General features: G+C 63.7%; 15 protein-coding genes. 12 read left to right on the plus strand and 3 right to left on the minus strand.

All coding sequences use genetic code 11. The features are described 5' to 3' along the window. Window positions 1–12: 12 nt before the first annotated feature. The 4 genes from BLV45_RS06220 (at window position 13) to ftsB (ending at window position 4,511) form a co-directional block, all read left to right on the plus strand. Complete coding sequence (locus BLV45_RS06220) at window positions 13–1,674, plus strand: CTP synthase (protein WP_090530382.1); 1,662 nt, start codon at window positions 13–15, stop codon at window positions 1,672–1,674. After that, the gene (gene kdsA, locus BLV45_RS06225) at window positions 1,671–2,525 is read left to right on the plus strand and encodes a 3-deoxy-8-phosphooctulonate synthase (protein ID WP_090530385.1); all 855 of its coding nucleotides are present in this window, start codon (window positions 1,671–1,673) and stop codon (window positions 2,523–2,525) included. The genes BLV45_RS06220 and kdsA overlap by 4 nt, the downstream gene beginning before the upstream one ends. A gap of 138 nt (window positions 2,526–2,663) precedes the next feature. Beyond that, window positions 2,664–3,947: a phosphopyruvate hydratase gene (gene eno, locus BLV45_RS06230; RefSeq protein ID WP_090530388.1), complete on the plus strand. Its 1,284-nt coding sequence runs from the start codon at window positions 2,664–2,666 to the stop codon at window positions 3,945–3,947. A 120-nt stretch (window positions 3,948–4,067) separates the two neighbouring features. Then, complete coding sequence (gene ftsB / locus BLV45_RS06235; RefSeq protein WP_090530391.1) at window positions 4,068–4,511, plus strand: cell division protein FtsB; 444 nt, start codon at window positions 4,068–4,070, stop codon at window positions 4,509–4,511. Between the two features lie 170 nt (window positions 4,512–4,681). On the opposite strand, the gene BLV45_RS06240 is transcribed toward ftsB, so the two are convergent. The 3 genes from BLV45_RS06240 to BLV45_RS06250 form a co-directional block, all read right to left on the minus strand. Then, window positions 4,682–5,050 (minus strand): hypothetical protein, encoded by a 369-nt coding sequence (locus tag BLV45_RS06240; RefSeq protein WP_090530394.1) that lies wholly within the window; start codon window positions 5,048–5,050, stop codon window positions 4,682–4,684. A 167-nt stretch (window positions 5,051–5,217) separates the two neighbouring features. Further along, complete coding sequence (gene hslO / locus BLV45_RS06245) at window positions 5,218–6,168, minus strand: Hsp33 family molecular chaperone HslO (RefSeq protein WP_090530397.1); 951 nt, start codon at window positions 6,166–6,168, stop codon at window positions 5,218–5,220. 64 nt (window positions 6,169–6,232) lie between these two features. Next, window positions 6,233–6,757 (minus strand): gamma carbonic anhydrase family protein, encoded by a 525-nt coding sequence (locus BLV45_RS06250; protein WP_090530400.1) that lies wholly within the window; start codon window positions 6,755–6,757, stop codon window positions 6,233–6,235. Between the two features lie 210 nt (window positions 6,758–6,967). On the opposite strand from BLV45_RS06250, the gene BLV45_RS06255 reads away from it, so the two are divergent. From BLV45_RS06255 to dapA, 8 genes are all read left to right on the plus strand, one after another. Next, complete coding sequence (locus BLV45_RS06255; protein WP_090530403.1) at window positions 6,968–7,903, plus strand: ferritin-like domain-containing protein; 936 nt, start codon at window positions 6,968–6,970, stop codon at window positions 7,901–7,903. 214 nt (window positions 7,904–8,117) lie between these two features. Next, a complete protein-coding gene (locus BLV45_RS06260; RefSeq protein ID WP_090530405.1) occupies window positions 8,118–9,002 on the plus strand; it encodes an alpha/beta fold hydrolase in 885 nt (294 codons plus the stop codon). A gap of 90 nt (window positions 9,003–9,092) precedes the next feature. Beyond that, the gene (locus BLV45_RS06265; RefSeq protein WP_090531215.1) at window positions 9,093–9,923 is read left to right on the plus strand and encodes a 3',5'-nucleoside bisphosphate phosphatase; all 831 of its coding nucleotides are present in this window, start codon (window positions 9,093–9,095) and stop codon (window positions 9,921–9,923) included. Window positions 9,924–10,003: 80 nt separating this feature from the next. Beyond that, window positions 10,004–10,639 carry an L-threonylcarbamoyladenylate synthase gene (locus tag BLV45_RS06270; RefSeq protein WP_090530408.1) on the plus strand — a complete coding sequence of 212 codons (636 nt, stop codon included), beginning with the start codon at window positions 10,004–10,006 and terminating at the stop codon, window positions 10,637–10,639. 53 nt (window positions 10,640–10,692) lie between these two features. Further along, complete coding sequence (locus BLV45_RS06275) at window positions 10,693–11,355, plus strand: site-2 protease family protein (protein WP_090530411.1); 663 nt, start codon at window positions 10,693–10,695, stop codon at window positions 11,353–11,355. Between the two features lie 7 nt (window positions 11,356–11,362). Beyond that, on the plus strand, window positions 11,363–12,565 hold the full coding sequence (locus BLV45_RS06280) for a tryptophan--tRNA ligase (RefSeq protein WP_090530414.1): 1,203 nt from the start codon (window positions 11,363–11,365) through the stop codon (window positions 12,563–12,565). A gap of 21 nt (window positions 12,566–12,586) precedes the next feature. Beyond that, complete coding sequence (locus tag BLV45_RS06285) at window positions 12,587–13,198, plus strand: class I SAM-dependent methyltransferase (protein WP_090530418.1); 612 nt, start codon at window positions 12,587–12,589, stop codon at window positions 13,196–13,198. A 42-nt stretch (window positions 13,199–13,240) separates the two neighbouring features. Next, window positions 13,241–14,146, plus strand: coding sequence for a 4-hydroxy-tetrahydrodipicolinate synthase (gene dapA / locus BLV45_RS06290; protein ID WP_090530423.1), 906 nt, complete (start codon window positions 13,241–13,243; stop codon window positions 14,144–14,146). Window positions 14,147–14,198 lie beyond the last annotated feature (52 nt).

The raw sequence follows: 14,198 nt of genomic DNA on the forward strand, positions 1-14,198 counted from the left end.
GAGCATCCAGCGATGACCAAATATGTTTTCGTCACCGGCGGCGTAGTTTCTTCCCTCGGCAAGGGTATTGCCGCCGCTTCCCTCGCCGCGATCCTCGAATCGCGCGGTCTCAAAGTCACCCTCCTCAAGCTCGATCCCTACATCAATGTCGACCCCGGCACGATGAGCCCGTTTCAGCACGGCGAAGTGTTCGTGACGGAAGACGGAGCGGAGACGGACCTCGACCTCGGCCACTACGAGCGCTTCATCAGCACGAAGATGCGCAAGGCCAACAACTTCACGACGGGCCAGATCTACGAATCGGTGATCCGCAAGGAACGCCGCGGCGACTATCTCGGCAAGACCGTGCAGGTCATCCCGCACATCACGAATGAAATCCAGGCGTTCGTCGAACGCGGCGCGGCGTCCGCGACGTGCGGCGAGCCGGACGTCGCGATCGTCGAAGTGGGCGGCACCGTGGGCGACATCGAATCGCTGCCGTTCCTCGAAGCCGCGCGTCAGATGAGCCTGCGCCTCGGTCGCAACAGCGCATGCTTCGTGCATCTGACGCTGGTGCCCTGGGTCGCCACGGCCGGTGAGCTGAAAACCAAGCCGACGCAGCACAGCGTGCAGAAGCTGCGCGAAATCGGTATTTCGCCGCACGTGCTGCTGTGCCGCGCCGACCGCCCGATCCCGGACGACGAGCGCGCGAAGATCTCGATGTTCTCCAACGTGCCCGAAGACGCGGTGATCTCCGTGTGGGACGCCGACAGCATCTACAAGATTCCGCAGATGCTGCACGACCAGGGCATGGACGAGATCGTCTGCGACGAGCTGAAGCTCACGCCGAAGCCGGCCGATCTGTCGATGTGGTCGGATCTCGTCGAAAAGCTCGAACATCCGAAGCACGAAGTCACGATCGGCATGGTCGGCAAGTACGTCGATCTGACGGAATCGTACAAGTCGCTGATCGAAGCGCTGCGCCATGCGTCGATCCACACGTCGACCAAAGTCAACATCGAGTACATCGATTCGGAAGAAGTCGAAGCCGACGGTGTCGACAGCCTCAAGCATCTCGACGCGGTGCTCGTGCCGGGCGGCTTCGGCCGTCGTGGCACCGAAGGCAAGATCAAGGCGATCCGCTACGCGCGCGAAGCGAAGGTGCCGTACCTCGGCATCTGCCTCGGCATGCAGCTGGCCGTGATCGAATTCGCGCGTGACGTGGTCGGCCTGAAGGGGGCGAACAGCACCGAATTCGACCAGGCGACGGAGAACCGCGTGGTCGCGCTGATCACCGAGTGGTACGACCGCGATGGCAAGGTCGAGAAGCGCGACGAAGAGTCGGATCTCGGCGGCACGATGCGCCTCGGTTCGCAACGTTGCCCGATCACGCCGGGCACGATGGCCTCGGAAATCTACGGCAAGGACGTGAACGAACGTCACCGTCACCGTTATGAAGTCAATAACCGCTTCGTACCCCAGCTCGAAGCCGGCGGCCTTATCATCAGCGCCCGTACTCCGAGCGAGGATCTGCCGGAAATGATGGAACTGCCGCGCGACATGCACCCGTGGTTCGTCGGCGTTCAGTTCCACCCGGAATTCACGTCCACGCCGCGTGACGGCCATCCGCTCTTCAAGTCATTCGTCGAAGCCGCGCTCGTGCATCATCTGGCGGGCGTCGAGGAGAAAGCATGAAACTGGGCGACTTCGAAATCGGCCTCGACAAGCCGTTTTTCCTGATCGCGGGCACCTGTGTCGTCGAATCCGAACAGATGACGATCGACACCGCCGGCCGCCTCAAGGAAATCTGCGCGAAGCTGAAGATTCCGTTCATCTACAAATCGTCGTACGACAAGGCCAATCGCAGCAGCGGCAAGTCGTTCCGCGGTCTGGGCATGGACGAAGGCCTGCGCATCCTGTCCGAAGTGAAGAAGCAGCTCGGCCTGCCGGTGCTGACCGACGTCCACAGCGAACACGAAATCGAGCAGGTCGCCTCGGTGGTCGACGTGCTGCAGACGCCGGCGTTCCTGTGCCGTCAGACCGATTTCATCCACGCGTGCGCGCGTTCGGGCAAGCCGGTCAACATCAAGAAAGGCCAGTTTCTCGCGCCGCACGACATGAAGAACGTGATCGACAAGGCACGCGACGCCGCACGCGAAGCCGGTCTGTCGGAAGACCGCTTCATGGCCTGCGAGCGCGGCGTGTCGTTTGGTTATAACAACCTCGTGTCCGACATGCGCTCGCTCGCGATCATGCGCGAAACCAACGCGCCGGTCGTGTTCGATGCCACGCACTCGGTGCAGTTGCCAGGCGGGCAGGGCACGAGCTCGGGCGGCCAACGCGAATTCGTGCCGGTGCTCGCGCGCGCCGCCGTGGCGACGGGCGTCGCCGGTCTCTTCATGGAAACGCACCCGAATCCGGCACAGGCGAAGTCGGACGGCCCGAACGCCGTGCCGCTGCATCGCATGGCCGATCTGCTCGAGACGCTGCTCACGCTCGATCAGGCGGTCAAGCGTGCGCCGTTCCTCGAAAGCGATTTCAACTGATGCAGGTGGTCGCAGCGTGTCAGCCGGCGCGTTGCGGACAGGTCGAATGGTTGTCGAAAGCATCCGGGCGCGAGCGGATTTTCTGCGCGCTGGATGCAGTTTCACCGTAAGAATCCAACGTCATTTCTTGAGGAAACCATGAGTGCTATCGTAGATATCATCGGTCGCGAGATTCTCGATTCGCGAGGCAACCCCACCGTCGAATGCGACGTGTTGCTCGAATCGGGCACGATGGGCCGCGCGGCTGTGCCGTCGGGTGCATCGACGGGTTCGCGCGAGGCCATCGAGCTGCGCGACGGCGAAACCGGCCGTTACGGCGGCAAGGGCGTGCTGAAGGCAGTCGAGCACATCAACACCGAAATCTCCGAAGCGATCATGGGCCTCGACGCATCGGAACAGGCGTTCCTCGACAAGACGCTGCTCGAGCTCGACGGCACCGACAACAAGTCGCGCCTTGGCGCGAACGCGATGCTGGCTGTTTCGATGGCCGTCGCGAAGGCGGCCGCTGAAGAAGCCGGCCTGCCGCTCTACCGCTACTTCGGCGGCTCGGGCGCGATGCAACTGCCGGTGCCGATGATGAACATCGTCAACGGCGGCGCGCACGCCAACAACAGCCTGGACATCCAGGAATTCATGATCGTGCCGGTGAGCCAGCCGACGTTCCGCGAAGCGCTGCGCTGCGGCGCCGAAGTGTTCCACGCACTCAAGAAGATCCTGAGCGACCGCGGCATGAGCACGGCCGTCGGCGACGAAGGCGGCTTCGCGCCGAACTTCGGCAGCAACGACGAATGCCTGTCGACGATCCTGCAGGCCATCGAAAAGGCCGGCTACCGCGCGGGCGAAGACGTGCTGCTCGCGCTCGACTGCGCGGCGAGCGAGTTCTACCACGACGGCAAGTACCAGCTGGCCGGTGAAGGCCTGCAACTGTCGTCGACGGAATTCGCCGACTACCTCGCGACGCTCGCCGACAAGTTCCCGATCGTCTCGATCGAAGACGGCATGCATGAAAGCGACTGGGAAGGCTGGAAGATCCTGACCGAAAAGCTGGGCAAGAAGATCCAGCTGGTCGGCGACGATCTGTTCGTGACGAACACGCGCATCCTGAAGGAAGGCATCGAGAAGGGCATCGCGAACTCGATCCTGATCAAGATCAACCAGATCGGCACGCTGACAGAAACGTTCGCCGCCATCGAAATGGCGAAGCGCGCTGGCTACACGGCGGTGATCTCGCACCGTTCGGGCGAAACCGAAGACTCGACGATCGCCGATATCGCGGTGGGCCTGAACGCCGGTCAGATCAAGACGGGTTCGCTGTCGCGCTCGGACCGCATCTCGAAGTACAACCAGCTGCTGCGTATCGAGGAAGATCTCGGCGATATCGCCAGCTATCCGGGCAAGTCGGCGTTTTACAATCTGCGCTAACCGCGCGCCGATTGTGTACTGAGCGCGAATTCGACCTTTGAACTGGTCATACTTCGTTTCTGGATCGACCCGCCGCCCTGCGTATAGCGCAGGGCGGCGCGTATTATTTGTGCTCACTTCATGCGGCTTGTCACTGTCGTTTTGATCGTCCTGCTGGCGCTGATCCAGTACCCGCTCTGGTGGGGACATGGTGGCTGGTTGCGCGTGCACGAATTGCAGGAGCAGCTTGCGCTCCAGCAAAAGAAGAACGCCGACGCGAAGTTGCGCAATGAGCGTATCGATGGCGAGGTACACGATTTGCAGGGCGGCACGGCCGCCATCGAGGAGCGCGCGCGTTACGAAATGGGCATGGTGAAGGACGGCGAAGTGTTCGTGCAGTTCGTTTCGCCGAACGCACCGCTGCCGACGTCGAATCCGTCGTCGGTCACGACGTCGACGCGCGGCGAGGTGTCGGCGGCGCCGTTGCACGTGGTGCCGAATCCGGAGCCACGCGCGAAGCCGGAGAAAAAGCACGGCGCGAAGAAGGATTCAAAGGCGGATCAAAAGCGGAAGCATGCGGGTTAGGCGGCGCCGGGCATCGTTGCCGCGGAAAGCGCCTTGAAGAGGGTTCGGCAACAGGCGTTGCCAGCGCTTCGCACATGCAGAAAGCCGCCCGATGGGCGGCTTTTTTTTCGGCTTTTTTCCGGGTTATGGGTGGTGATCCGCGCGCATAAAGCGCATCAGCCGGGCAAACGTCACCAGCCCCAGCCGAAACCGACACCTGTGCCCCAACCTGGTCCCCAGCCACCGCCGTAATAGCTGCCATAGACGCTGACCGGTGGCGTGTAATACCGCGCCCACGCCTGAGCTGCGGCTTCCGCGGCCATCGACTGGTTTTGCTCCGCGAGCACCTGCCGGTCGATTGCGTCGTAACGTGCGCGTTCTTCAGGTGTCAACGGCTGCGCCGTCGCCGGAATGCCGGACTGGTCGGCCGGCAGGCGGCTGTAAATTGGCGAAGGGCCGGGCGGGTCCATGACGCAGCCCGTCAACGCAGCACTGCCCGTCGCGACGGACAGCGTCAGAAGAATGGGTATGGAACGGGAACGACGCAGCGAGGTTTTCATGTCAGTCTCCATCGGCGAGACGCCCTGACCCGGTTGCGTGGGAGGGGCGTCGCCAATGTTCGATACCTGTTCGGCGCAATGCCGACATTCACCACACGCCGCCCGTGTTGAGCGCAACAGCAACAACGGGCAACGCGCTCCAGCTCAAACAACCCGCGACGTAGCGTTTAATGGCGTTGACCTGTCGCAGGCGTCACTCCTTCTGAGAGCCCGCTCACAAGGAAAAGTTGCGCCACGTCGACCGGGTCGAATTCGTACCGCTGGTTGCAGAATTCGCAGTGAATTTCGACGTGTCCGCGTTCTTCGAGCACGCTGTCCACTTCCTCGCGACCGAGCATTTTCAGCATCGCGCCGACCTTGCCACGCGAGCAGCTGCATTCGAAGCGCGCCGGCGTCGGTGCGAAGTGCTGAACGTTTTCCTGCCAGAAGAGGCGACGGAACACCGTTTCCGGCTCTTCCTTCAGCAGTTCGTCGTTCGACAGCGTGCCGCCGAGCGTGCAGACGCGCTCCCACGTATCCGCATCGAGTTCGCCTGGATGCGGCACGATGCCGCCGTCGCCCGGCAGTTTCTGCAACAGCATGCCGACGGCACGCTCGGAATCCGCCGCGAGCCACAGACGCGTATCAAGCTGTTCAGAGTGGTGCATGTAATGTTCGAGCACTTCGGCCATCGAGTTCAACGGGCCGTCCACGCCGTTGAGTGGCACGATACTCTGGTACGGCTGCTGGCCAGGCTGCTTTTCGCGCGGGTCGAGCGTGATCACGCAGCGGCCGTTGCCGTTGGCGTTCAGCAGTTCGGTGAGCGAGGTGTCGTCGCTGATCGTGCTGGCGACTTCGCCCGAAAACTTGGCCGTGGCGCGCATCGACAGATCCGAGCTGCATTGCACGACCAGCATCTTGACCGGGCCGTCGCCAAAAATCTGCATGACGAGCGTGCCGTCGAATTTCAGGTTCGCCGACAGCAGCGCGCACGCCGCCATCATTTCGCCGAGCACGTTGCGCACGGGCGCCGGGTAATCGCGACGCGTCAACACTTCCCGCCACGTGTTTCGCAGCGAAACGATCTCGCCGCGTACCGGCGCCGCGCTGAACATGAATTTTTGCAACTGGTCGTTCACAACTTTTCCTCGGTCGAATGGCGCTCGTTCTGTCAATGCGCCTGCGCGCCGTGTACTCCGGCCGTCAGCCGACGCGCACGAGCTGCGCCTTGAAATAATCCCTGCGTTCCACGTAGCTTTGCGCGGCGCGTCGCAGGTTCGCGATGTCCGCTTCCGTCAGTTCGCGCACGACCTTCGCCGGTGCGCCCAGAATCAGCGAATTATCGGGAAAGACCTTGCCCTCGGTCACGACGGCGCCGGCGCCAACCAGACAGTTGCGGCCGATGACCGCTCCATTCAAGACCACCGCCTGAATTCCGATCAGCGCACCTTCCTTGATCGTGCAGCCGTGCAGCATCACCTGGTGGCCGACCGTGACGTTGTTTTCGATCGTCATCGGGAAACCCGGATCGGTGTGGAGCACCGCGTTTTCCTGAATGTTGCTGCCCGCGCCGATCGAAATCGGGTCGTTGTCACCGCGGATCGTGGCGCCGAACCAGACGCTCGCGTTTTCGTCGATGGCGACCTTGCCGATGATGGTCGCCGTATCGGCGATGAACACGCTCTCGTGGATGGTCGGGGCCGCATCGCCCAGTTTGTAGATTGCCACAGGGTCTCCTCTGCATCGGGCGCCGCGCCCGGACGTGGGGCGCGACGACAGCGCGACAGGCGCGCTTCATGGTCGAATCGCGTATTGTAAACGGTTGCGCACCAGACGCGCCTCGCCGCGTCTCGTTCCCGTCAGACGGTTTGCCGACGTTTCGTCACGTGCGCCGCCGTGCGGCCCGTATGTTTTCACGCGTTTTATCTTGCGTTGCTCATGAATCCAGCTGTTTCTTCTTCGTCGCCCGCTTCGCCGTTGCCACTGGACGCGTGCATGCGCGGCGAGGCCCTCGGCGTGCTGCGCGAGCGCGATCCGGTAACGAAAGCCGCGGCGACCCGTGATCTCTACGCGCGTGCCTGCGAAGGCCTTCTGCATTGCAGCCCCGAGCGGTCGCTCGATGAACCGGCTGGTTTGCCGGGCCGGCCGGAGCGGCCCGAACTGGTGGGCCCGCGCGGGCTCGGACGGCGCAGCATGCAGTCGCCGCAAGGGCGTGCGGTGTTGCTGCACGCGCTCGCGCATATCGAGTTCAACGCGATCAACCTGGCGCTCGACGCGGTCTGGCGCTTTGCCGGAATGCCGGCCGTGTTTTATCTCGACTGGTTGAAAGTGGCGTCGGAAGAAGCGCACCATTTCTCGCTACTGAGCGCGCGGCTGGCGGATTTTGGCCACGTCTACGGCGATTTTCCCGCGCACGATGGCCTGTGGGACATGTGCGAGCGAACCCGGGGCGACGTGCTTGCCCGCATGGCGCTCGTGCCGCGCACGCTGGAGGCGCGCGGGCTGGATGCGTCGCCGCCGATTCGCGCGCGCCTGCAGCAGGCGGGCGACCATGAGTCGGCCGCCATTCTCGACGTGATCCTGCGCGACGAAATCGACCACGTCCTGACCGGCAACCACTGGTTCCGGTATCTGTGCGATCAGGCGGCGCTTGATCCGCACCCAACTTACACACGTCTCGCCGCGCAATATCACGCGCCCCGGCTGCGCGGGCCGTTCAACTTCGAAGCGCGGCGTGACGCCGGTTTCGACGAAGCCGAACTCGCGGCGCTGGCTGGACTGGAAGCGGGGCAGGCGCCTGCTGCGGGCGAGGCGCATCAGGAAAGCACCGACGCGCCGGATGTCAAACCGACTCCACCAGCCTCGATGACATAAACGCCTGCTCCCATGTCCTGGCACGGCTGTAGTGCAATTGACTGCACAGCGAGGCATCGGCTGTATCCGTACGCGGTAGTGAAAAGCGTCGCATCGACTCGCTGCCATCGCGATGCAAGCCCGTCTTTGTCGCCGCTTCGATGTACTGCAAGACTGCCGTGTGTACCCACTATCTCGTTATAATCGAACGATCATTCTTTTTTGGAAATCGTCCATGAATACCTCCCGATCCGAATTCGTCCCGGTGCGTGGTGTGCGCCTGCACGTGCGACGTTGGGGCAACCCGGATGCGCCCACGCTTTTCATGTTGCATGGCTGGATGGACGTCGCCGCGTCGTTCCAGTTCGTCGTCGACGCGCTGGGCGGCGAGTGGCAGGTGATCGCACCCGATGCGCGCGGCTTCGGTCTTTCTGACTGGCCGGTGGCGGCGCATGGCGGCGGCAACTACTGGTTTCAGGAATACGTGTCGGACCTCGACGCGCTGCTCGACCATTACGCGCCGTCCGGCGAGGTCAATCTGGTCGGGCACAGCATGGGTGCGAACGTCGTTTGTCTCTATGCCGGCGCGCGGCCGGAGCGCGTGCGCCGCGTGGTGGATCTCGAAGGCTTCGGGCTCGGCGCATCGCGCGCGGAGCAATGGCCGCGCCGGCTGAAAACCTGGCTCGACGAGCTGAAAGAGCCGCCGACGCTGAAAAGCTACGCGTCGCTCGACGAAGTCGCGGCGCGGCTGATCCGCACGAATGCGCGTCTCGATCCGCAGCGGGCGCGTTTTCTGGCGCGGCACTGGTCGAAACAGGGTGAGGACGGCCGTTTCACGCTGCTCGCCGACCCGGCGCACAAGATGCGCGGTCCGCTGCTGTATCGCCTCGACGAAGTGATGGCCGTCTGGCGCAACGTGCGGGCGAAGGTGCTGCACGTCGAGGCGGCAGGCTCGCCGACGCTCGCGTCCATTGCCGGCGAAACCCCGCTCAGCGAGTTCAAGGCGCGCTTCCAGGCGTTTCCGGACTGGCGCGAGAAGATCATCGACGATGCCGGTCACATGGTGCATCACGACCAGCCGGAGCAGGTCGCCGCACTGATCGAGGCATTTTGCGCATAAATTTTTGCGCATAACGTCGGCGGCCGGAGGATTGGTGCGACGGACTACCGCATTGCAGTAAAATGGTTGCTGAATCTTTATAAGACAATGATGAACGCCGATCTGCACTGCCATTCCACGGTTTCCGACGGCCAGTTCGCGCCGGCCGAGGTCGCGCGCCGCGCGCATGCGGGCGGCGTGACGCTGTGGGCGCTGACCGACCACGACGAAGTGGGCGGTCAGGCGGAAGCGCGTGCGGCGGCGACGGCGCTTGGCATGCGTTACCTGGGCGGCGTCGAAATTTCGGTCACCTGGGCGTCGCGGACAGTCCATATCGTCGGCCTGAACGTCGATCCGGAAAACACGACGCTCGTCGAAGGCCTCGCGCGCACGCGCAACGGCCGCGCGGCGCGGGCCGTGGCCATCGGCGAACAGCTCGCCACGCTCGGTATCCCGGACGCGTACGCGGGCGCGCTTCGCTATGTCTCGAATCCTGACATGATCTCGCGCACCCATTTCGCGCGCTACATGGTGGAAAGCGGCTACGCGGAATCCACCCAGGACGTGTTCACGCGTTATCTGGGCGACGGCAAGCCGGGTTACGTGTCGCATCGCTGGTCGAAGCTGTCCGATGCCGTGCAGTGGATCAAGACCGCCGGTGGCGAGGCGGTGGTCGCCCATCCGGGGCGCTACGCGTACACGCCGGTCGAATTCGACGCGTTCTTTGGCGAATTCATCGATCTCGGCGGCAAGGCGATCGAAGTCGTCACCGGCAGTCATACGCCGGACCAGTATCGCGAATACGCCGACGTCGCGCGCCGTTTTGGTTTCGAGGCGTCGCGCGGTTCGGATTTTCATGCGGCCGGCGAGGGCCGCGTCGATCTCGGCAGTCTGCCGCCGCTTCCTGCCGATCTCACGCCCGTCTGGGAACGCTGGCTGTGACGCGCTGTTGTGGCGTCGCGCGGCGCGCGCAGTCTGTTGCGCGCTGAAAGCGCGACATCCAGTCATCCTGATCATTCACCATGTCCCAATTCTTTCGGCTTCATCCCGACAATCCGCAGCTGCGTCTCGTCAAGCAGGCCGTGCAGATCATCAACGACGGCGGCGTCGTCGCGTTGCCGACCGATTCGAGCTACGCACTCGCGTGCCGTCTCGACGACAAGGACGCCGTCGAGCGCATCCGCCGCATTCGCGGTCTCGACGAGAAGCAGCTTCTGTCGCTGCTGGTGCGCGACCTGTCGGAGCTCGCCAACTTCGCGATGGTCGATAACCGGCAGTACCGGTTGATCAAGTCGGTGACGCCGGGTCCGTATGTGTTCGTGCTGCAGGCGACCAAGGAGGTGCCGCGCCGTCTGTCGCATCCGTCGCGCAAGACGATCGGTCTGCGTGTGCCCGATCACGCCATCACGCTCGCGATTCTCGAGGAGCTTGGCCAGCCGCTCCTCGGTTCGACGCTGATCATGCCGGGCGAAACCGAGCCGCTGAACGATCCCGAGGAGATCCGCGCGCGCCTCGAAAAACAGATCGACCTCGTGATCGACGGCGGCGCGTGTGCGTGCGAGCCGTCGACGGTGATCGATCTGACCGGTGCCGAGCCCGTGCTCGTTCGTCCGGGCCGCGGCAGCCTTCAGCCGTTTGGCCTGGAACAGCCCGCCTGACCCGTAACGAAAGCCGCCGGTCGCGGCTCCCCGCATTGATACAATAGCGAGCTATGGATTCTTCCCTGATACAGACCATTGTCGTGTACGCGTTGCCGGTGGTTTTCGCCATCACGTTGCACGAGGCCGCGCATGGCTACGTTGCGCGCCTGCTCGGCGACAACACGGCGTACGTGCTCGGCCGCGTTTCCTTCAATCCGATGCGCCACATCGATCCGCTCGGCACCATCGCGATTCCGCTGCTGCTGTATTTCGTGACGAGCGGTGCGTTCGTGTTCGGCTATGCGAAGCCCGTGCCGGTCGCGTTCGGCAACCTGCGCAATCCGCGCTGGGGCAGCCTGTGGGTGGCGCTTGCCGGGCCGATGTGCAACTTCGTGCAGGCGCTCGTCTGGGGCGTGATCGGCGTGTCGCTCGCCGCCATGCATGTCGAGGAACCGTTTTTCACGCGCATGGCGGGCGCGGGTGTCGGCATCAATCTGGTGCTCGGCGTGCTGAACCTGTTCCCGCTGCCGCCGCTCGACGGTGGTCGCGTGCTGACCGCGTTGCTGCCGCCGCGCCAGTCGATCGCGCTCTCGCGTATCGAGCCGTATGGTTTTTTCATTGTGATGGCACTCGTGATGACGGGTACCCTGACGACATTCTGGCTGCGACCGCTCGTCAATCTCGGTTACGACGCTGTGACGGCTATCCTGACTCCACTCGTTTCGCTTCTCTAATATAACCATGTTCCCAGACCGTATCTTCTCCGGCATGCGGCCCACCGGGTCGCTGCACCTCGGCCACTATCACGGCGTGCTGAAAAACTGGGTGCGGCTGCAGTCCGAATACCCGTGCTTCTTCTGTGTCGTCGACTGGCACGCGCTGACCACGCACTACGAAACGCCCGAGGTCATCGAAAAGAACGTCTGGGAAGTGCTGACCGACTGGCTCGCCTCGGGGATCGATCCGGCGCAGGCCACGCTCTTCATCCAGAGCAAGGTGCCGGAACACGCGGAACTGGCGCTGCTGCTCGGCATGAGCACGCCGCTGGGCTGGCTCGAACGCGTGCCGACCTACAAGGAGCAGATGGAGAAGCTGAAGGACAAGGATCTGTCCACTTACGGCTTTCTCGGGTATCCGGTTCTGATGGCAGCCGACATCCTGCTGTATCGCGGCTCGCTCGTGCCCGTCGGCGAAGATCAGGTGCCGCACGTCGAAATGACGCGCGAAATCGCGCGCCGCTTCAACTATCTGTACGGCCGCGAGCCGGGCTTCGAGGAAAAGGCCAACGAAGCCGCGAAGAAACTCGGCGGCAAGCGCGCGAAGCTGTATCACGAACTGCGCGTCGCGTATCAGCAGGAAGGCGACGACGAAGCGCTCGAACAGGCGCGTGCGATGTTGCAGGAGTCGCAGAGCCTGTCGATGAACGATCGCGAGCGTCTTTTCGGCTACCTCGAAGGCTCGCGCAAGATCATTCTCGTCGAACCGCAGGCCATGCTGACCGAGGCGTCGCGCATGCCGGGTCTCGATGGACAGAAAATGTCGAAGTCGTACGGCAACACGATCGGCCTGCGTGAGGACGCCGCGACGATCACGAAGAAAGTCCGTACGATGCCGACCGACCCCGCGCGCGTGCGGCGCACCGATCCGGGCGACCCGGACAAGTGCCCGGTATGGCGACTGCATCAGGTCTACACCGACGAAACGACGCATGCATGGGTGCAGAAGGGCTGCCGCTCGGCGGGCATCGGCTGTCTCGAATGCAAGCAGCCGGTGATCGAAGGCATCCTGCGTGAACAGCAACCGATGCTCGAGCGCGCGCAGAAGTACATGGACGATCCGTCGCTGCTGCGTGCAATCGTCGCCGATGGCTGCGACAAGGCGCGCCGTTTCGCGACCGAGACCATGCGCGATGTGCGCGAGGCAATGGGTCTGTCGTACAACTGATAGCCGGTAGCGAGCTTGCATATGGATGATCACGGTGCCCCGGCGCTTTCACCGCATGCCACGCTGGCCGAACCGTCACGCTGGGTGCGTCGCTGGGCGCATCTCGTGACGCCCGGCGGCGCGGTGCTCGACGTCGCGTCGGGCGCCGGGCGGCACGCGCGCTGGCTTGCCGCGCGGGGCCATCCGGTCACCGCGCTCGACCGCGACGCGGACGCGCTCGCGACGCTGCACGACGTGCCGCGGGTCAGCACGCTCGTCGCCGACATCGAAGACGGCCCGTGGCCGCTTCCGGCTGAGTCGACGTTTGCCGCGGTCGTCGTCACGAACTATCTGTACCGGCCGCTCTTTCCACGACTTCTGGACGCGCTCGCGCCGGCAGGCGTGCTGATTTACGAGACGTTCGCGCGGGGAAACGAGACGGTCGGCAAGCCTTCGCGGCCGGCGTTTCTGCTGGAACCGGGCGAGTTGCTCGAGGCCGTGCGCGGCCGCCTGCGCGTGGTCGCCTATCAGGATGGTTTTCTCGCGCAGCCGCGTCCTGCCTGGGTCCAGCGGATCTGCGCGATTCTGGAGGCGGATCGGCCCGTCGACGGGGGAGCGGCTCCGCCCCCGCCGCGTTACGATCTGGCTGGCTAATCCGCTACAATCGCGGTTTACTGATCTAATTCATGGCATTTCATGACTAACGGCAATCAAGACGGCATTCAGATTCGCGGCAGCATTCCCGCAATCATCACCCCGATGCTCGAAGACGGCAGCCTCGACCTGCCCGCGTTCCGCAAACTGATCGACTGGCATATCGAAGAGGGCACGAACGGCCTCGTCGTCGTCGGCACGAGCGGCGAGTCGGCCACGCTGTCGGTCGAAGAGCACGTGCTGATGGTCAAGACCGCGGTCGAGCACGTCGCCGGACGCATCCCCGTGATTGCGGGCTCGGGCGGCAACTCGACCACCGAAGCGATCGAACTGACCGAGCGGGCGAAGAAAGTCGGCGCGGATGCCTCGCTGCAGGTCGTGCCGTATTACAACAAGCCGACGCAGGAAGGGATCTATCGCCACTTCGCGAAGATCGCGGAAACCGTCGACCTGCCGGTGATCCTGTACAACGTGCCGGGGCGCACGGTGGCGGACATGTCGAACGAGACGATCCTGCGCCTTGCGCAGGTGCCGGGCATCGTGGGCGTGAAGGAAGCGACCGGCAGCATTGATCGCGCCGCGCATCTGATCAAGGCAGCGCCGGCGCATTTCGGCATTTACAGCGGCGACGATCCGACCGCGATCGCGTTGATGCTGCTTGGCGGGCACGGCAACATTTCCGTGACGGCCAACGTCGCACCGCGTCTGATGGCTGAACTGTGCCGCGCCGCGCTTGCCGCCGATGCGAAAACCGCGCGTGAAATCCATCTGAAACTGCTTTCGTTGCACAAGAACCTCTTCATCGAATCGAATCCGATTCCAGCGAAGTGGGCGCTGCAGCAACTCGGCCGCGTTCAGGGCGGCATCCGTCTGCCGTTGACACCGCTCGACGCGCGCTACCACGATATCGTGCGTGCCGCGCTGCGCGAGTCGGGTCTGCTGGGCTGAAATCCGTCCAGCGTCACCGGCCATTCCATTAACCGACGTCAAATCGCCCACG

The organism is Paraburkholderia sartisoli (assembly GCF_900107685.1).
GTDB lineage: Bacteria > Pseudomonadota > Gammaproteobacteria > Burkholderiales > Burkholderiaceae > Paraburkholderia > Paraburkholderia sartisoli.